Below are 18,682 nucleotides of genomic sequence, written 5' to 3'. Positions count from 1 at the left end.
CGATGGGCATGGAATCCAGTGCGTCTCATACAATTGAATATGTGCGTCCGGGTTCTGCCGCCTACTATGCCGGGCTGGAGCCGGGTGACATCATCGTCTCCATCAATGGCCACAGGCTGGCGGATATTTTCGACTACCACTACTATTCGGATGAGGAAGACCCCACCCTCCTGGTGCGGGATGAACAGGGGGTTGAGCACCTTGTGGAACTGGAGAAAGAGGAGGGAGAAGATATCGGGGTCACTTTCGTAAACGGCCTTCTGGACGATTACCGGTCCTGCTCCAACGCCTGCGTTTTCTGCTTCATCGACCAAAATCCCCTGGGAATGCGAAAGACCATCTACTTTAAGGATGATGACACCAGGCTCTCCTTCCTCCAGGGCAACTATGTGACCCTGACCAATATGAAGGAGGAGGAGATTGACCGTCTGATTGCCTACCGGATGGAGCCGATCAATGTCTCTGTCCAGGCCACAGAGCCATATCTTCGGGAGAAGATGCTTCACAACCGCTTTGCGGGTCAGCTCATGGACAAGCTGCGGAAATTATATGACGCCCGGATTCGTATGAACGGGCAGGTGGTTCTCTGCAAGGGACTCAATGATGGGGAACACCTGGATCGAACCATTGAGGACCTTCTGTCGCTCTATCCATATATGCAGAGCCTCTCGGTCGTTCCCGTGGGTCTGACCCGCTACAGGGAAGGCCTCTATCCCCTCAAGCCTTTCATGAAAGAGGATGCCGGTCGCGTACTAGAGCAGATTCACAAGTGGCAGGCAATCGCCGGGGAGCGTCACGGGCATCCCTTCGTCCAGGCAGGGGATGAGTTCTACCTGCTGGCAGAGGAGGAAATTCCGCCGGAAGAGAATTACGATGGCTACAGCCAGCTGGAAAACGGGGTCGGGATGCTTCGCCTGCTCATAGAGGAATTCCGGACCGCCCTTGACAATTCCGATGAGGGACCGGCCGGGGAGAGCCTGATCAGCATTGCGACAGGGGTTCTGGCGGCCCCTTTCATCCGCATGCTCTCTGAGGAAGCGATGAGAAAGTATCCCTCGGTTCGGGTCCTGGTCTACACGATTCACAATGACTTCTTCGGCGGCCGGATCACCGTGTCCGGCCTGATCACCGGAGGAGATCTCAAGCACCAGCTCGCAGGGAAAAATCTGGGTGACCGACTCCTCCTCCCATGCAATATGTTGCGCTCAGGAGAGAATGTCTTCCTAGATGATGTGACTGTAGAGGAACTGGAGCAAACTTTACAAGTACCCATCGATATTGTAGAATCGGGCGGAGATGACCTGCTGGAGGCGATTCTCCACGCCCACAGCAATCATGTTCGGTAGACAGGAGAGAGGAAGACCTATGAGTAAGCCGGTTGTGGCCGTTGTCGGTCGGCCAAATGTCGGAAAATCGACCCTATTTAACGCTCTGGCAGGTGAGAGAATCTCCATTGTCAAGGACACGCCGGGCGTGACCAGAGATCGGATCTATGCCGATGTCAGCTGGCTGAAACACGACTTCACCATGATTGATACCGGCGGTATCGAGCCGGATTCCTCCGACCTGATCTTAAGTCAGATGCGGGAACAGGCCCAGATTGCCATTGACACGGCGGATGTCATCCTCTTTATGACGGATGTTCGCCAGGGCCTTGTCGACGCTGACGCAAAGGTCGCCGATCTGCTTCGGCGGTCCAAAAAGCCGCTTGTCCTGGTCGTCAATAAGGTCGATGACTTCGACAAGTACATGATGGATGTCTATGAATTCTACCGGCTCGGAATCGGCGATCCGCATCCCATCTCCGCAAGCGGCAAGCTGGGATTCGGAGATATGCTGGATGCCGTCATTCGCTATTTCCCTGACCGTGACAGCTCGGGCGAGGAGGATCATATCGCCAGGATTGCCGTGATCGGAAAGCCCAATGTGGGGAAGTCCTCCCTGATCAACAAGCTCTGCGGGGAGCAGAGACTGATCGTCTCGGATATCGCGGGCACGACCCGGGATGCGGTGGACACCAGGGTCAAATATCATAAGAAGGATTACATCTTCATTGACACGGCCGGGCTCAGAAGAAAGTCCAGGATCCATGAGGATATCGAGCGCTACTCCATTGTTCGCGCGGTTGCCGCTGTGGAGAGAGCGGATGTGGTCGTCCTTATGATCGACGGGGCGGAAGGGGTCAGCGAGCAGGATGCCAAGATCGCCGGAATCGCGCATGAGAGGGGCAAGGCAGTCATTATCGCTGTCAACAAGTGGGACGCCGTCGAGAAGGACCGGCACACCATGGCTGACCAGATCGACAAGATTCACAAGACCCTGTCCTTCATGCTCTATGCCAAGATTATTTTCATCTCTGCCCTGACGGGGCAGAGGATTCATCAGGTCTATGAGACCATTGACCAGGTGCTGGCCGCCTCCATGATGCGGGTCGGAACCGGAGTACTCAATGAGATTGTGGCTGAGGCGGTCGCCATGCAGCAGCCTCCGACAGACAAGGGCAGGCGGCTTAAGATCTTCTATGTCACCCAGGTCGCCGTCAAGCCGCCGACGTTCGTGATTTTTGTCAATGACAAGAATCTCATGCATTTCTCCTATGTCAGATATCTGGAGAATCAGATTCGTCAGAACTTCGGCTTTGAGGGGACACCCCTGCGCATGATTACAAGACAGAGGGACGAGCAAGCATGAATCATTTCGCAATCGCACTTATTATATCTCTGATCACAGGCTACCTCTGCGGGAATTTCCTCTCCGGTTTTCTACTGGGCAAGAGGGCACATGTGGATCTGCGCAAGGAGGGGAGCGGCAATATCGGAACCACCAACGCCCTGCGGATCCTGGGACCCAAGATTGCCCTGGTCACCCTGATCTTAGACGTCATCAAGGCGCTGATCGCAGTCGGCCTGGTGCACCTGATTTTCGGGAGAAATCCGGCTTACGCCGGGGACCTGGTCCATGTCCTGGCCCTGGTCGCCGCCTTCGGAGCGGTTCTTGGCCATGACTATCCGCTCTATATGGGCTTTCAGGGGGGCAAGGGGGCTGCGACTTCCGTCGGCCTGATCATAGCCTGCTTTCCGACTACCCTGCCCCTGATCGCCATCGTCTTCTTTGCCCTTGTTATCAAGACCCGCTATGTCTCCCTGGGATCCATTGTAGCGGCCTTTACTTTCTTCATTCAGGTCCTCCTTCTGGGGGCAAGCGGTCACCTCCTCTTTTATCAGAAGCATCTGGCCTGGGCCTACCTGATCAGCGGCCTGGTTCTGATCTTTATCCTGATTCGGCATCGAAGCAATATCAAGCGGCTTATGGCAGGAGAGGAAAATACCATCTCCCTGCACAAGAAGGAGTAAATATGGCTCGGATATGTGTACTCGGAGCAGGTTCTTGGGGGACGGCTTTGGCCGTCCTTCTTGTCAGCAACGGACATGAACTGACCCTCTGGTCTCACAACAGGGACCAGGTCCTTTACCTGCGCCAAAATGCCTGTAATGAGAGCAAATTGCCCGGAATAAGACTGCCGGATGCAATTTCATACAGCGACTGTCTGGAAGAAGCCGTATCCGGGAAAGACCTCCTGGTCTTTGCGGTTCCCTCCAGGGCCAGCCGGGAGACGGCGATGAAGATCAGGGGATTGATTCCTCCGGGGCAGAAGATCCTCTGTGTGTCCAAGGGGATCGAGGAGAAGACGCTCTTCCGCCAGACCCAGATCTTAGAGGATGTCCTGGATCATGTCCTCACAGCGGAATTGTCCGGGCCCTCTCATGCAGAGGAGGTCGTGAGGCAGATACCGACCCTGGTGGTCGCCGCATCCAGGGACCGGGCGTTTGCCCTCTGGATCCAGGAGATCTTTATGAACGCCAGTTTCCGGGTCTATGCAAGTCCGGATCTGATCGGGGTTGAGATCGGAGGCTCTCTTAAGAATGTCATCGCGCTTGCGGCCGGCATGTCGGACGGACTCGGCTACGGAGACAACAGCAAGGCGGCTCTGATCACCAGAGGCATCACGGAGATCACCCGCCTGGCGGTCGCAATGGGAGCCAGGGAGGAGACCATGGCCGGTCTGTCCGGGATCGGTGACCTGATTGTCACCTGCCAGTCCATGCACAGTCGAAACCGGATGGCGGGCTACTATATCGGACAGGGATGGTCAGTTGAGGAGGCCATGGACAGGGTAAAGATGGTGGTTGAGGGCGTCTACTCGGCCAAGGCCGCCCTGGCTCTGGGCCGAAAGTATAGGGTAGACCTTCCCATCATCGAGCAGGTCAACCGGGTCCTCTTTGAGAAGATGGATGCGAGGGAAGCGGTTCTTGCCCTGATGTGCAGGGAGAAAAAGGCGGAGATGGAAGACAGTTCCTGGTAGGACAGGAAGAGGAGAACTCGCTTTAAAGTGCGGAGTGAAATAGAGTCGTGGGGAGAAAGTATGGGAATTGAGATTAAGAAATTGACAGAGACAGCCAAAATACCGGCGCGTGGCAGCGCAGAGGCGGCCGGATATGATCTTTTTGCAGACCTGACCGAGGAAATCACCATCTTGCCGCAGGAGACGAAGATGGTCGGCACCGGGCTGGCCTGCGCCATTCCCCGGGGATATTTTGGCGGAATCTACGCAAGATCGGGACTTGCCTCAAAGGAAGGCCTGCGGCCGGCCAACTGCACCGGCGTGGTGGACTCTGACTACAGGGGAGAGATCAAGGTCGCTCTGCATAATGACTCCGGGGAGATTCGGAGGATTCTTCCCGGGCAGAAAATCGCCCAGATGGTCGTGCAACCCTTTTTGTCCGTTGACTTTCGATGTGTTGAGGATCTGGACCAAACAGATCGCGGTGCGGCCGGCTTCGGATCTACCGGCAAGCTTTGACGAGGTTCTATATGGCAAAGAAAAGCAGCTACAATGAGAGCAGTATCCACATCTTAGAGGGTTTAGATGCGGTTCGGATGCGGCCGGGCATGTACATCGGTTCTACCTCCACGAAGGGCCTGAATCACCTGATCTATGAGATTGTGGACAATTCGGTCGACGAGCACCTGGCCGGAGACTGTGACCGGATTCATGTCAGCTTGAATGCGGACGGATCCTGCACCGTAGAAGATAACGGCCGGGGGATTCCCGTGGGGATGCATGCCAAGGGAATATCGGCGGCCCGCATTGTCTTCTCCACACTTCACGCAGGCGGCAAATTTGACAACGATGCCTACAAGACCTCCGGAGGACTCCACGGCGTTGGCTCTTCGGTCGTCAATGCCCTCTCGACCTATATGGACATTGAGATCCGGCGGGACGGGGAAATACACCACGACCACTATGAGCAGGGCAGACCCACCGTAAAATTGGTCAAGGGCCTTCTCCCTGTCATCGGGAAGACCCGGGAGACCGGGACCAAAATCACTTTCCTTCCGGATCCGGAGATCTTCGAGAAGACCCGGTTCAGCGAGAAGGATGTAAAATCCCGTCTCCATGAGACGGCCTACCTGAATCCCAAGCTGACCATCATCTATGACGATCTCAGGCAGGATCCGGCAGAGCATGTCGTCTTTCATGAGGAAGAGGGGATCATCGGCTTTGTCAGAGAGCTGGACAAGAAGACCGAGGCCCTGACCGATGTCATTTACTACCGGGGAGACTTCGAGGGGATTCGGGTGGAAGTGGCTTTCCAATATGTCAATGAGTTCCACGAGAATATTCTTGGATTCTGCAACAATATATACAATGCCGAGGGCGGCGAGCATATCACCGGCTTTAAGACCCAGTTTACAAGCACCATCAACTCCTATGCCAGGGAGCTTGGAATCTTAAAGGACAAGGACGCGAACTTCACCGGCACCGATGTGAGAAACGGAATGACGGCCGTTGTCTCCATCCAACATCCGGATCCCCGCTTCGAGGGCCAGACCAAGACCAAGCTTGACAATAAGGACGCCTCCAAGGCCACGGCCAAGGTGACCGGAGACGAGATCGTCCTCTTCTTTGACCGGAATTTAGAGGCCTTGAAGACAGTCATATCCTGTGCGGAGAAGGCGGCAAAAATCCGAAGGACCGAGGAGAGAACCAAGACCAACCTCCTGACCAAGCAGAAGTTCTCCTTTGACCAGAACGGAAAGCTGGCCAATTGTGAGTCCCGGGACGCCTCCAAGTGTGAGATCTTCATCGTCGAGGGAGATTCTGCCGGCGGTTCCGCCAAGATGGCAAGAAACCGTCTCTATCAGGCTATTATGCCGATTCGGGGCAAGATCCTGAATGTAGAGAAGGCCTCCATTGACAAAGTCCTGGCCAACGCGGAGATCAAGACCATGATCAATGCCTTCGGCTGCGGTTTCTCCGAGGGCTTTGGCAATGACTTTGACATCAAAAAGCTTCGCTACGACAAGATCATAGTCATGACAGATGCCGATGTGGACGGAGCCCACATCGACACCCTGCTTCTGACCCTCTTCTACCGCTTTATGCCGGAGCTGATTTACGAGGGCCATGTCTATCTGGCCATGCCTCCTCTCTACAAGGCCATGCCGGCGAAGGGAGAAGAGGAGTATCTCTACGATGATTTTGCCCTGGAGAAGTATCGCAAGAGGCAGACAGGCCCCTTCACCCTCCAGCGCTATAAGGGCCTCGGTGAGATGGATGCCGGTCAGCTCTTCGAGACGACCATGAATCCCAAGACCCGCCGCCTGCGCAGGGTGGGAATTGAGGACGGCCGGATGGCCTCGGATGTCACGGAGATGCTCATGGGAAATGAGGTCGGTCCCCGCCGCGATTTTATCTATGAGAACGCCAACGATGCCGAGCTTGATGTGTAAGGGGTTGTAAATGTCTGAGAGAGTAAGAGAACAGATCATCGACACCGAGTACTCGGATGTCATGCAAAAGTCCTATATCGACTACGCCATGTCTGTCATTGTGGCCAGGGCCCTGCCCGACGTCAGAGACGGATTGAAGCCGGTGCAGAGGCGAACCCTCTATGATATGCACGAGCTGGGGATCCGCTTCGACAAGCCCTACCGGAAGTCGGCCCGCATTGTGGGAGACACGATGGGCAAGTACCATCCCCACGGGGACTCCTCGATCTATGATGCCCTTGTCGTCATGGCTCAGGACTTCAAGAAGTCCGTCCCGCTGGTAGACGGCCACGGCAACTTCGGATCCATTGAGGGAGACGGGGCCGCCGCCATGCGCTATACGGAGGCCCGCCTGTCCAAGATTGCCCAGCAGGCCTATCTGTCCGACCTGGACAAGGACATCGTTGACTTCATCCCCAATTTCGATGAGACGGAGACGGAGCCGGAGGTTCTTCCGGTCCGGATTCCAAACCTCCTGGTCAACGGGGCGGACGGGATCGCCGTCGGCATGGCAACATCCATTCCCCAGCATAATCTGGCCGAGGTGATTGACGGTGTCATCGCCTATATGAAGAATCCGGAGATCAATACCAGGCAGATGATGGATTATATTCCGGGGCCGGATTTCCCCACCGGCGGCATCGTGACCAACCAGGACGATCTCCTGGCCATTTACTCGACCGGATCCGGCAAGATTAAGATCCGGGGCAAGGCCGGCATTGAGAAGATCAAGGGGGGAAGAGAGGCCATCGTCGTCTCGGAGATCCCTTACACCATGGTAGGGGCAAATATCGGCAAGTTCTTAAATGACACCTATTCCCTGGTGGAGACCAAGAAGACTACGGATATTGTCGATATCTCCAATATGTCGTCCAAGGATGGAATCCGGATCGTGATCGAGCTGAAAAAGGGGGCGGACGCGCAGAATGTCTTAAATCTTCTCTATAAGAAGACCAGGCTTGAGGATAGCTTCGGGGTCAATATGCTGGCGGTCGCAGACGGAAAGCCGGAGACCATGGGGATTGTTCCCATAATCCGTCATCATGTGGATTTCCAATATGAGCTTGCAACCCGCAAGTACAGCACCCTGCTCAAAAAGGAGAGGGAGAAGAAGGAAATCCAGGAGGGACTGATCAAGGCGGTCGATGTCATTGACCTGATTATCGAGATCTTAAGAGGCTCCAAGGATGTCAAAATGGCCAAGGCCTGTCTGGTGGAAGGGATCACCGAGGGGATCCGATTTAAGAGCGACCGGTCCGAGAGGGAGGCGAGACTTCTGCACTTTACAGGTCGGCAGGCGGATGCCATCCTGCAGATGCGCATGTACCGCCTGATCGGTCTTGAGATAGACCAGCTGCGGAGCGACTACGAGAAGACCATGCAAAATATCCAGAATTATACGGATATTCTGGAGCACAGGGCCCAGATGGCCAGGGTGATAATCAAAGACTTAAAAGACTTAAAGAGGGAGTTCGGCCGCGAGAGAAAAACCGTCATTGCCAATGTGGCGGAGGCTGTGGTTGAGGAGAGGCCCATTGAAGAGCAGGAGATGGTTGTCCTCATGGACCGGTTCGGCTATGTCAAGGCCGTTGATCTTGCCACCTATGACAGGAACCGGGAGGCTGCCGACAAGGAGAACAAGTACGTCATCCACTGTTCCAATCTGGATCGGCTGGCGGTCTTTGGCTCGACCGGTCAGCTGCACCTGATCAAGGTCCTTGATATACCGGCCGGAAAGTTCCGAGATAAGGGAATCCCCATCGACAACCTGTCCAAGTACGACTCCTCCAGGGAGCAGATCCTCTTCGCGGAGGCTCTCGAAGAGGTCAAGAGACACAAGATTCTCTTTGGGACCAGAGAGGGTTATATCAAGCAGGTGGACGGAGGGGAATTTGACGTATCCCGTTACACGTCGATCGCGAGCAAACTGGGGCCGGATGACGAGCTGCTTACGGTCGGGACTCTGAGGGGATCAGAGACACTTGTCATGGAGACCAGGGGAAGTTACTTCCTCCGCATTCATGTCAGCGACATTCCCGAGAAGAAAAAGGCGGCAATCGGTGTGACCGGCATAAAGCTCGGCAGGGCAGATCAGCTGCGCCAGATGTACATCCTGACAGACCAGGACTCGGGCGTGACCTCCTCCCACAATCCGAATGTTGTATTAAACAGACTTCACATCGGAAGCCGGGCGAGTCGGGGAGTAAAGCGATGACGGGATCTGCTCACTTGTTCACAAAATATTCACAGATTTCGAGAAATTTACCCTTGCAGTGACCGGGGTGAAAAACTAATATAGTCATATGAGTTAGCACTCTATTTTAACGAGTGCTAATAAATAGACATCAAGGAGGTTAAATCATGAAATTAGTTCCCTTATCTGACAGAGTTGTTCTGCAGCAGGTTGAAGCGGAGGAGAAGACCGCTTCCGGTATTCTTCTCTCATCCGCATCCCAGGAGAAGCCCCAGGAGGCCCTGGTCATTGCTGTGGGACCCGGCGGCCTTGTCGACGGCAAAGAAGTCAAGATGCAGGTGAAAGAGGGTCAGAAGGTAATCTATTCCAAGTACGCAGGCACTGAGGTAAAGCTGGACGGACAGGAGTACGTGATTGTTCGCCAGAACGATATCCTGGCTGTGGTTGAGTGATCGATTCCCTTTGCACTTATTCGAGTCAACGATAGAAAGAAGGTAAGAAAATGGCTAAAGAAATTAAGTTTGGCGCAGAGGCCAGAGCGGCTCTGCAGTCCGGTGTAGACCAGCTGGCCGATACCGTCCGGGTGACTCTTGGACCCAAGGGACGCAATGTCGTCCTGGACAAGTCCTACGGTGCACCGCTGATCACCAATGACGGTGTCTCCATTGCCAAGGAGATCGAACTTGAGGACCGGTTTGAGAATATGGGTGCCCAGCTGGTGAAGGAGGTTGCCACCAAGACCAATGATGTCGCAGGCGACGGAACCACAACCGCAACCGTGCTGGCACAGGCTATGATTCATGCCGGCATCCGGAATCTGGCTGCCGGAGCCAACCCCATCGTCTTGAGAAAGGGTATGAAAAAGGCGACCAATGTAGCCGCAGACGCTCTGGTTGAGATGTCTTCCCCGGTTGCCTCCAAGGATCAGATCGCCAAGGTTGCTGCCATTTCCGCTTCCGACGACCAGGTCGGAGAGATGGTTGCGGACGCCATGGAGAAGGTCTCTAATGACGGCGTCATCACCATCGAGGAGTCCAAGACCATGCAGACGGAACTGGATGTGGTTGAGGGTATGCAGTTTGACCGTGGCTACATCAGCTCTTATATGGTGACGGATACCGATAAGATGGAAGCGACACTGGATGATCCCTATATCCTGATCACGGACAAGAAGATCTCTAATATTCAGGAAATTCTTCCTCTGCTGGAGCAGATTGTACAGCAGGGACAGAGACTTCTGATTATTGCAGAGGATGTTGAGGGCGAAGCCCTGACAACCCTGATTCTCAATAAGCTGCGCGGCACCTTCAATGTAGTTGCTGTCAAGGCTCCCGGCTATGGCGACCGCCGCAAGGAGATGCTCCAGGATATCGCCATTCTGACCGGAGGTACGGTGATTTCTTCCGAGCTGGGACTTGAGCTCAAGGAGACCACAATGGATCAGCTTGGTCGCGCTAAGAGCGTCAAGATCACCAAGGAGAACACCACCCTGGTGGATGGCGCCGGAGACAAGGATGCCATTGCGGCCAGAGTCAAGCAGATCCGTGGACAGATCGAGGAAACCAGTTCTGACTTCGACCGCGAGAAGCTGCAGGAGCGTCTGGCTAAGCTGGCCGGCGGTGTCGCTGTCATCCGCGTCGGTGCCGCTACGGAGACGGAGATGAAAGAGGCAAAACTCCGCATGGAGGATGCCCTGAATGCAACTCGCGCCGCTGTTGAGGAGGGAATCATCGCCGGAGGCGGTTCTGCCTATATTCATGCCGCCAAGAAGGTTCATGAACTGGCTGAGCAGCTGGAGGGCGATGAGAAGACAGGTGCCCAGGTGATCGAGAAGGCCCTAGAGTCACCCCTCTTCTATATTGTTGACAATGCAGGCCTTGAGGGATCTGTAATTATCAACAAGGTGAGAGAGTCTGAGGTCGGCATGGGCTTTGATGCCTATCGCGAGACCTATGTGGATATGGTTGAGTCCGGCATCCTGGATCCCGTCAAGGTATCCAGAACAGCCCTTCTCAATGCGGCTTCTGTTGCCAGCACCCTGCTCACTACCGAGTCTGTTGTGGCTGACATCAAGGAGGATACTCCGGCCATGCCTGCCGCCGCACCCGGAATGATGTAATAAAAGAGTATTGAGGGTGGATCCCTCCGTGCGCCCGGACCAATCCGGGGCCGGAGGGGTCTTTTTTTATCCAGTCCCACTGGATGCATATCTTGGATGATCGTCCTAAGGCCCGCCCCTTCATTGCATGAAGGAGGCCTATGTGCTAGTATAATCCTCGTGTGAGAAGCCCGGGGAACTTGCTAGAAACAGAGGGATACAGGCGATGAGCAGAGTGGCAATTGCAACCGATTCAAACAGCGGCATTACGCAGGAGGAGGCAGGAAGACTTGGCGTCACTGTCCTGCCCATGCCCTTTTATATTGATGACCAGATTTACTTTGAGGGGGTCGACTTGAGCCAGGAGGACTTCTATCAGAAGCTGGCTGCAAGCAAGAATATCTCAACCTCCATGCCGGCGGTCGGAGACCTCATGGACTGCTGGAACAAGCTGCTTCAGGACTTCGAGGAGGTCGTCTATATTCCCATGTCCTCGGGTCTCTCTTCCTCCTGCCAGACCGCAAGGAATTTTGCGGAAGAAGAGGAGTATGCGGGCAGGGTTTTTGTCGTTGACAACCACAGGATCTCTGTCACCTTGAAACTCTCTGTCCTGGAGGCTAAGAAATTGGCCGATGCCGGCAAGTCCGCCGGAGAGATTCGCCGGATTCTCGAGGAGACAGGCCAGGATTCTTCCATTTACATTACCATTGATACCTTGGAATATCTGAAAAGAGGAGGCCGGCTGACCCCGGCGGTGGCCATGATCGGAACCCTGCTTCGGATCAAGCCGGTCCTGCAGATACAGGGGCAGAAACTGGATACCTTCGCCAAGGCGAGAACCATGAAACAGGCCAGGCAGATCATGCTGGAGGCGATTTCTTCCGATCTCAAGACCCGCTTTCGGGATGTTCCTTTGTCGGACATGACGATCTCCATGGCGCAGATCCAAAACGCCGAGGAGGCAGACCTCTTCCGGGAGGAAGCCAGAGGACTCTGGCCCGGGCAGGAGATAAGCATTGATCCGCTTCCGTCCAGTATCGCGTGCCATCTGGGGCCCGGCGCCCTGGCAATTACCTGCAGCAGGAACTTGGATCAGGCCTATTTTGCCTAGGACCTGAGCATACACATGAGGAGGAGAGAGCCATGGTTAAAGCAGTTGTCGGAGCAAATTGGGGCGACGAGGGCAAGGGAAAGATCACGGATACCCTTGCGGACAGCGCAGATGTCGTGATCCGCTTTCAGGGCGGCGCCAACGCCGGTCATACCATTGTGAATGAATACGGCAAATTCGCCCTCCACACCATGCCGTCCGGCGTCTTTCACCCCAATATCATGAACATCATCGGCAACGGTGTGGCATTCGATATCGATAAGTTCATGGCAGAGCTCACCGACATCACGTCCAAGGGTGTGCCCATGCCACAGATCATGGTCTCTGACCGGGTTCAGGTCCTGATGCCCTATCATGTGGAGTTTGACTCCCTGGAAGAGGCCCGCCTGGCCGGCAAGTCCTTCGGGTCTACCAAATCCGGCATTGCCCCCTTCTACTCGGACAAGTATGCCAAGATCGGCTGGCAGATCAATGAATTCTACCAGGATGATATGATCCTAAGAGAGAAGATCGCGCGCATCGCAGCCATCAAGGATACTCTGCTGGTCAACCTCTATGGGGCCGATCCGATAGACCGGGAAGCGCTTCTTGCCTGGATCAAGCAGGTCAGAGACCGCGTCAGACCTTATCTGGGCAATGTGTCCCTCTACTTGGACCGGGCCATCAGAGAGAAGAAGACCATTCTCTTAGAGGGACAGCTGGGAACCATGAAGGATCCGGACCACGGGATTTATCCCATGGTTACCTCTTCCTCCCCCCTGGCCGCCTACGGAGCCATCGGAGCTGGAATCCCCCCCTATGAGATCAGACAGATCGTTGTTGTCTCCAAGGCCTATTCCTCCGCAGTCGGCGCAGGCGAATTCGTCTCCGAGGTCTTCGGAGACGAGGCGACTGCCCTCCGCAATCACGGTGGTGACGGGGGAGAATACGGAGCTACAACCGGTCGTCCCCGCCGGGTGGGCTGGTATGACTGCGTTGCGTCTAAATACGGCTGCAGATTGCAGGGTTGCACGGATGTGGCCTTCACTGTCCTGGATGACCTGGGCTATCTGGACCGGATTCCTGTCTGCGTGGCCTATGAGCTGGACGGGCAGGAGATCACCGAGTTTCCTGTGACGAAAGACCTGTCTCGCTGCAAGCCGGTCTACAAATTCTTTAAGGGTTGGAAGAGTGATATCCGCGGAATCCGGAATTACGAGGATCTTCCCCGGGAGGCCAGGGATTATGTCGACTTCATCGAGAGTCAGATCGGCTATCCCATCACCATGGTATCCAACGGACCGGCCAGAGAAGATATCATCTATCGCAAGTCTCCCCTCAAACAGTAAGAAGAAAGAGAATCTGTATGCAGTATCATTTCAAGAAAATCGAGCCCAAGTGGCAGAAGCGCTGGGCGGATGCGGGAATTTTTAAGGCTGTTGATTTCGCCGACAAACCCAAGTGGTATGGCCTGGTTGAGTTTCCCTACCCATCCGGGTCCGGCATGCATGTCGGACATATCAAGGCATACGCATCCATTGAGGTTCTGGCCAGAAAGCGCCGGATGCAGGGCTATAATGTCCTCTTTCCCATCGGATTCGACTCCTTCGGCCTTCCGGCTGAGAACTATGCGATCAAGACCAATACGCATCCGCATGTCATCACGGAGAAGAACATCGCCCACTTCTCAGACCAGCTTCGCCAGGTGGGCTTCTCCTTTGACTGGGACAGGAGCTTTGCAACCAGTCGGCCCGACTACTACAAGTGGACCCAGTGGATCTTCCTCCAGCTCTATAAGCAGGGTCTGGTGTTCCGGTCCAAGACCCTGGTCAACTACTGCCCCCACTGCAAGGTCGTTCTCTCCAATGAGGACTCGCAGGGCGGTAAGTGCGACATCTGCGGCTCTGATGTGGTTCAGATGTCCAAGGATGTCTGGTTCCTGCGGATCACGGACTATGCGGACAAGCTCCTGGATGGACTGAATGAGGTAGATTACCCGGATTCCGTCAAGCAGCAGGAGATCTCCTGGATCGGAAGGTCCGAGGGGACTTTTGTCGATTTCCCTGTCACAGACAAAGAGGGCCATCCCTTAGAAGACAGTAAGCTTGAGGTCTATACCACCCGGGCCGACACCCTCTTTGGAGTCACATTCATGGTATGTGCGCCGGAACATCCTCTTCTGGATCACTACAAGGACCGGATCGCGAACTGGGATGCTGTTCTAGACTATCGGAGAAAGTCCGCCAGAAAGACGGAGTTTGAGAGAACCCAGCTGGCCAAGGATAAGACCGGCGTCCTGATTGAGGGACTGACCGGGCAAAACCCCGTCACAGGCGAGCAGATTCCGATCTTCATCTCGGATTATGTCATGATGAGCTATGGCACAGGGGCTATCATGGCCGTTCCCGCGCACGATCAGAGAGACTGGGAATTCGCCAGGAAGTTCGGAGCCAAGATTATCCCCGTGATCGAGGGAGGCGATATCGAGCTTGAGGCATACACCGGAGAGGGGCGGATGATCAACTCCGGATTCCTCGACGGACTTGACAATCAGGCGGATTCCATTGCAAGGATGCAGGCCTATCTCAAAGAGAAGGGGCTGGGGCACAGGGGAGTCCAGTACAAGATGAAGGACTGGGCCTTCAACCGCCAGCGCTATTGGGGAGAACCCATCCCCCTGGTCCACTGCCCTGACTGCGGGGTGGTCCCCCTGCCCGAAGATCAGCTGCCCCTGACCCTGCCGGATGTGGAGAATTTCGAGCCGGGCACCGATGGTCAGAGCCCTCTGGCCCGAATCCCGTCATTTGTCAACTGCACCTGCCCCAAGTGCGGCAAGCCCGCCAAGAGAGAGACCGATACCATGCCCCAGTGGGCGGGCTCCTCCTGGTATTTCCTCCGCTTTACAGACCCCCATAATGACGAGGCCTTTGCAGACCGCAAGAAGCTGGATTACTGGATGCCGGTGGACCATTACAACGGGGGCATGGAGCATGTCACAAGGCACCTGCTTTACTCCAGGTTCTGGCACCACTTCCTCTATGATATCGGCAAGGTCGCTTGTCCGGAGCCCTATGCCAAGAGGACTTACCAGGGTCTGATCCTGGGACCCGACGGAGAGAAGATGTCCAAGTCCAAGGGCAATGTCATAGATCCTCTCGACATCGTCAAGGACTACGGGGCAGATACGCTAAGAACGTATGTTATGTTCATGGGTGACTACGCATCTGCGGCTCCCTGGTCGGACGAGTCCTTAAACGGCTGTCGCCGCTTCCTGGACCGTGTCTCTAAATTCGATGAAATCGCCAGTCTTGACAGGGAGGACCCGGCTATAGAGTCCTCGGTCCACAAGGCGATCAAGAAGGTGTCAAACGACATTGAGAATATGAAATTCAACACGGCCATCGCGACTCTGATGGCCCTAACCAATGAGTTTCAGAAGGCCGGTGCCGTGACCGGGGAAGATGTCAAGATCTTCCTCCAGCTCCTCTCGCCCTTCGCACCCCACCTGACAGAGGAGATGTGGGAGGTCATGGGCTTTAATGCGGACGGAATGACCTTCTGCGCCACATCCCCCTGGCCGGTCTATGATGAAGCCAAGACCAGGGACGCCACCATGAAGATGGGAGTCCAGGTCAACGGCAAGGTGCGCGGAAATATTGAGATCGAGAACGGGGCTTCCAGAGATGAGGTTCTCGCGCTTGCCAGGACGGAAGAAAACGTCGCCAGATATCTGGCTGCAGGTGAGCTTGTCAAGGAGATCTATGTTCCCGGGAAGATTATTAACTTTGTTGTGAAGTGAGAAAGAGAAAGAAAACAATGGCTTTATTTGATGAGTGGAAGAAAATAGCCTATAATGAGAACCAGTCCAGGCAGACCCTGCAGGCTTTTTGGGATGATTATTTTCAGAAGGAGAAGGGGATCTATGAGATTCTTCTTGCGGACCCGGACCGGGTCTTCTCGGGAACCGTCAGGGAACTCGCCGACCGGTTCGGTGTCAGCCTTCTTGAAATGACGGGATTTCTGGATGGCATTAACGATAGTCTTCTTGCTCCCAATCCCGTTGAGACCATGGAAGAGGACACAGAGGTGTCTTTGGCCTTCGACAAGGCCCGTCTCTACAAGGAAATGGTGAATGCCCGCGCAGATTGGCTCTATAAGCTGCCCCAGTGGGATCAGATTTTCTCTGAGGAGAAGAGAAAAGAGCTCTACCTGGAGCAGAAGAAGTCCGGCACCGTTGTAAAGCCCAAGAAAGTCGGCCGCAATGACCCCTGTCCCTGCGGCAGCGGAAAGAAGTATAAGTTCTGCTGCGGCAGAAAGAAGTAAGTTCTCTTTTTAGTGTGGAGGTATCGTATGGGGAAGAGAGAGGATTCAAGAAGGGGGACAGGAGTCGGGGGACTCTTTCGGAAAATCCCCAGAATAATAAAGATCATACTTGTCCTAGGGTGTGCATTTTTACTAGTCCTATTGGGGACCTTCGTTCCCAATCAGACAAAACATAGCGAGACAGTCGTAAATTTTGGCTTTGAAGATGTCGGCGAGCTGGTAACCCAGGAGTGGTACGGGAGAATACTAGAAGACAGCTCGAAGGACAGAAAGATTTTCAATTCCATCTCCCTGCCCTTTACAGAGAGTCGGATGATCTTCAGCCTGGATGTAGAGGTGCTCGCGGCCTTGAACTTCAAAGAGATAAGCTATGAATTAAAGAAGAGGAATAATGGTGAGGACATTGTTGTGATAAGCTTGCCACACGCGCAGATCTACAAGTCCTATGAGGTACAAAATTCCTTTAAGTCCTATCTGGATACAGAGAGCTGGTTTACCAATTTCAACTCCACAGAGCAGCAAAATCTAAAGGACGCCGTTGTGGAAAAGGGCAAGGAACAGGCCATTGAAGCAGGGATCTTGGATAAGGCGGACAAAAATGCCGAGACGATCATCAGAAACATGGTCAGGGAAAATGAAGTAACCAAGAATTTTCAGGTCGAATTCAATTATAAATAAGGGGTGAAGAGATGGAAATGTTAAAAAAAATACTCCTCGGAATTCTCATGGCAATTGCAGGAGGAGGAGTCCTCCTCTATGTATTCTTATTCCTGACAAGAGGATAGGATATAGAAGAGGGCCATCACTAAAGACCGGTCTGACCACTTGCGTTCGGCCTATCGAAGGAGAAAATCTAAAGTCCGATAGAAGCCGGGGTAGGAGATTTTTACGCAGTCCGGATCATCCAGGCGGATGGGACCATCGCTTATAAGAGAGGCGATGGTAAAGGTCATGGCGATGCGGTGGTCATGCTCGGTCCTGATTTCGGCCCCCCTCAAGGGGCTGCCTCCGCGAATGACCATTCCGTCCTCTCTGCCTGAGATAGGAACGCCCATGGCTGACAGATTAGAGACCATGGCCTCAATCCGGTCGGACTCCTTGACCCTGAGCTCCCGAGCGTCAGAGATAAGGGTCTCTCCATCGGCACAGGCCGCCATTAGGGCGATTACAGGGATCTCGTCAATGAGGCTTGGGATCAGGGGACCGTCGATCCGGGCGGCGTGCAGGTCTGCAGACCGGACCAGAAGATCGGCGACCGGCTCGCCGGAGACCAGACGGGGATTTAGCTCTGTCAGGTCAGCCCCCATGGCTCTTGCCGCTTTTAGAATGCCGCTCCTGGTCGAATTGGTATTGACATTCTCGATCAGAAGCTCCGAATCAGGCACAATGGATGCCGCTGCAATCCAGTAGGCCGCCGATGAGATGTCTCCCGGAACCTGAATTCTGCAGCCCCGGAGGGAAGGACCCGGCTGAATGGTCACAGTCAGCCCATCCACATGAAGCTCTGCCCCCATGGCCTTGAGCATTCGCTCTGTGTGGTCTCTTGATTGAACCGGCTCGGAGACAGAAGTGCTGCCATCGGCATAGAGACCCGCCAGGAGAACGGCGGATTTGACCTGGGCAGAGGCGACCAAAGACTTATAACGGATCCCCTGCAGGCGGGCCGGGGCGATATCCAGGGGAACGCAGTTATTGTCCAGACGGGAGGAAATTCCGGCCCCCATGGTGGTCAGAGGATCCAGGATCCGGCCCATAGGCCTCTTTTGAATGGAGGCATCTCCGGTCAGGGCGCTGGAGAATTCCTGGCCGACCAGGATGCCGGACATCAGACGGGCTGTCGTGCCGGAATTTCCCACATCAAGGATCTCATTTGGCTTGCGCAGGCCGTGCAGGCCCCGGCCATGAACGATCACATGGTCGCCCTCCTGCACAATATCAATGCCCATCTGCCGGAAACAGCGGATGGAAGACCGGCAGTCCGCCCCGTCCAAAAAGCCTGTGAGCTCAGTCTTTCCCTGGGCGAGAGATCCGAACATGATCCCCCGGTGGGAGATAGACTTATCGCCCGGAACTTGGATTTTGCCTCTTAATGCCTGAATCATATTGATTATCCCTTATCCCCTATTCCTTATTTCTTATCTCT

At 54.6% G+C, this 18,682-nt stretch carries 15 protein-coding genes; 14 read left to right on the top strand and 1 reads right to left on the bottom strand.

All coding sequences use genetic code 11. The features are described from left to right. Positions 1 to 2 precede the first annotated feature (2 nt). The 14 genes from ACO5R6_RS00470 (at position 3) to ACO5R6_RS00405 (ending at position 17,217) form a co-directional block, all read left to right on the top strand. Positions 3 to 1,346 (top strand): DUF512 domain-containing protein, encoded by a 1,344-nt coding sequence (locus ACO5R6_RS00470; protein WP_485625209.1) that lies wholly within the window; start codon positions 3 to 5, stop codon positions 1,344 to 1,346. 19 nt (positions 1,347 to 1,365) lie between these two features. Further along, positions 1,366 to 2,691 (top strand): ribosome biogenesis GTPase Der, encoded by a 1,326-nt coding sequence (gene der / locus ACO5R6_RS00465; RefSeq protein ID WP_485625208.1) that lies wholly within the window; start codon positions 1,366 to 1,368, stop codon positions 2,689 to 2,691. After that, positions 2,688 to 3,353, top strand: coding sequence for a glycerol-3-phosphate 1-O-acyltransferase PlsY (plsY, locus tag ACO5R6_RS00460; protein WP_485625207.1), 666 nt, complete (start codon positions 2,688 to 2,690; stop codon positions 3,351 to 3,353). Before der ends, plsY begins: the two co-directional genes overlap by 4 nt. A gap of 2 nt (positions 3,354 to 3,355) precedes the next feature. Further along, positions 3,356 to 4,363, top strand: coding sequence for an NAD(P)H-dependent glycerol-3-phosphate dehydrogenase (locus tag ACO5R6_RS00455; RefSeq protein WP_485625206.1), 1,008 nt, complete (start codon positions 3,356 to 3,358; stop codon positions 4,361 to 4,363). A gap of 60 nt (positions 4,364 to 4,423) precedes the next feature. Beyond that, positions 4,424 to 4,861 carry a dUTP diphosphatase gene (gene dut, locus ACO5R6_RS00450; RefSeq protein ID WP_485625205.1) on the top strand — a complete coding sequence of 146 codons (438 nt, stop codon included), beginning with the start codon at positions 4,424 to 4,426 and terminating at the stop codon, positions 4,859 to 4,861. Between the two features lie 11 nt (positions 4,862 to 4,872). Beyond that, on the top strand, positions 4,873 to 6,795 hold the full coding sequence (locus tag ACO5R6_RS00445) for a DNA gyrase/topoisomerase IV subunit B (protein WP_485625204.1): 1,923 nt from the start codon (positions 4,873 to 4,875) through the stop codon (positions 6,793 to 6,795). 10 nt (positions 6,796 to 6,805) lie between these two features. Next, the gene (locus ACO5R6_RS00440) at positions 6,806 to 9,049 is read left to right on the top strand and encodes a DNA gyrase/topoisomerase IV subunit A (protein WP_485625203.1); all 2,244 of its coding nucleotides are present in this window, start codon (positions 6,806 to 6,808) and stop codon (positions 9,047 to 9,049) included. 146 nt (positions 9,050 to 9,195) lie between these two features. Further along, positions 9,196 to 9,480 (top strand): co-chaperone GroES, encoded by a 285-nt coding sequence (locus tag ACO5R6_RS00435; protein WP_485625202.1) that lies wholly within the window; start codon positions 9,196 to 9,198, stop codon positions 9,478 to 9,480. Between the two features lie 50 nt (positions 9,481 to 9,530). Next, positions 9,531 to 11,147, top strand: coding sequence for a chaperonin GroEL (gene groL, locus ACO5R6_RS00430; RefSeq protein ID WP_485625201.1), 1,617 nt, complete (start codon positions 9,531 to 9,533; stop codon positions 11,145 to 11,147). A 205-nt stretch (positions 11,148 to 11,352) separates the two neighbouring features. Then, positions 11,353 to 12,237 carry a DegV family protein gene (locus tag ACO5R6_RS00425; RefSeq protein WP_485625200.1) on the top strand — a complete coding sequence of 295 codons (885 nt, stop codon included), beginning with the start codon at positions 11,353 to 11,355 and terminating at the stop codon, positions 12,235 to 12,237. Positions 12,238 to 12,269: 32 nt separating this feature from the next. Continuing rightward, on the top strand, positions 12,270 to 13,565 hold the full coding sequence (locus ACO5R6_RS00420; RefSeq protein WP_485625199.1) for an adenylosuccinate synthase: 1,296 nt from the start codon (positions 12,270 to 12,272) through the stop codon (positions 13,563 to 13,565). Positions 13,566 to 13,582: 17 nt separating this feature from the next. Continuing rightward, entirely contained in the window at positions 13,583 to 16,015 is a 2,433-nt protein-coding gene (gene leuS, locus ACO5R6_RS00415; RefSeq protein WP_485625198.1) for a leucine--tRNA ligase, read from the top strand. 17 nt (positions 16,016 to 16,032) lie between these two features. Then, on the top strand, positions 16,033 to 16,539 hold the full coding sequence (locus ACO5R6_RS00410) for an SEC-C metal-binding domain-containing protein (protein WP_485625197.1): 507 nt from the start codon (positions 16,033 to 16,035) through the stop codon (positions 16,537 to 16,539). A 27-nt stretch (positions 16,540 to 16,566) separates the two neighbouring features. Beyond that, the gene (locus ACO5R6_RS00405) at positions 16,567 to 17,217 is read left to right on the top strand and encodes a DUF4230 domain-containing protein (RefSeq protein WP_485625196.1); all 651 of its coding nucleotides are present in this window, start codon (positions 16,567 to 16,569) and stop codon (positions 17,215 to 17,217) included. Positions 17,218 to 17,375: 158 nt separating this feature from the next. Here ACO5R6_RS00405 and aroA read toward each other — a convergent pair whose 3' ends face one another. Continuing rightward, the gene (aroA, locus tag ACO5R6_RS00400; protein ID WP_485625195.1) at positions 17,376 to 18,641 is read right to left on the bottom strand and encodes a 3-phosphoshikimate 1-carboxyvinyltransferase; all 1,266 of its coding nucleotides are present in this window, start codon (positions 18,639 to 18,641) and stop codon (positions 17,376 to 17,378) included. Positions 18,642 to 18,682: the final 41 nt, after the last annotated feature.

Source organism: Shuttleworthella sp., from assembly GCF_057251025.1.
This window is presented reverse-complemented; position numbering and strand designations above follow the sequence as displayed.

Bases quoted from the DNA above. Each gene is read 5' to 3' on its own strand.
- ACO5R6_RS00420 (WP_485625199.1), top strand. From the start codon at position 12,270: ATGGTTAAAGCAGTTGTCGGAGCAAATTGGGGCGACGAGGGCAAGGGA.
- ACO5R6_RS00410 (WP_485625197.1), top strand. From the start codon at position 16,033: ATGGCTTTATTTGATGAGTGGAAGAAAATAGCCTATAATGAGAACCAG.
- der (WP_485625208.1), top strand. From the start codon at position 1,366: ATGAGTAAGCCGGTTGTGGCCGTTGTCGGTCGGCCAAATGTCGGAAAA.
- ACO5R6_RS00440 (WP_485625203.1), top strand. From the start codon at position 6,806: ATGTCTGAGAGAGTAAGAGAACAGATCATCGACACCGAGTACTCGGAT.
- aroA (WP_485625195.1), bottom strand. From the start codon at position 18,641: ATGATTCAGGCATTAAGAGGCAAAATCCAAGTTCCGGGCGATAAGTCT.
- ACO5R6_RS00435 (WP_485625202.1), top strand. From the start codon at position 9,196: ATGAAATTAGTTCCCTTATCTGACAGAGTTGTTCTGCAGCAGGTTGAA.
- plsY (WP_485625207.1), top strand. From the start codon at position 2,688: ATGAATCATTTCGCAATCGCACTTATTATATCTCTGATCACAGGCTAC.
- dut (WP_485625205.1), top strand. From the start codon at position 4,424: ATGGGAATTGAGATTAAGAAATTGACAGAGACAGCCAAAATACCGGCG.
- ACO5R6_RS00405 (WP_485625196.1), top strand. From the start codon at position 16,567: ATGGGGAAGAGAGAGGATTCAAGAAGGGGGACAGGAGTCGGGGGACTC.
- leuS (WP_485625198.1), top strand. From the start codon at position 13,583: ATGCAGTATCATTTCAAGAAAATCGAGCCCAAGTGGCAGAAGCGCTGG.
- ACO5R6_RS00445 (WP_485625204.1), top strand. From the start codon at position 4,873: ATGGCAAAGAAAAGCAGCTACAATGAGAGCAGTATCCACATCTTAGAG.
- ACO5R6_RS00470 (WP_485625209.1), top strand. From the start codon at position 3: ATGGGCATGGAATCCAGTGCGTCTCATACAATTGAATATGTGCGTCCG.
- ACO5R6_RS00455 (WP_485625206.1), top strand. From the start codon at position 3,356: ATGGCTCGGATATGTGTACTCGGAGCAGGTTCTTGGGGGACGGCTTTG.
- groL (WP_485625201.1), top strand. From the start codon at position 9,531: ATGGCTAAAGAAATTAAGTTTGGCGCAGAGGCCAGAGCGGCTCTGCAG.
- ACO5R6_RS00425 (WP_485625200.1), top strand. From the start codon at position 11,353: ATGAGCAGAGTGGCAATTGCAACCGATTCAAACAGCGGCATTACGCAG.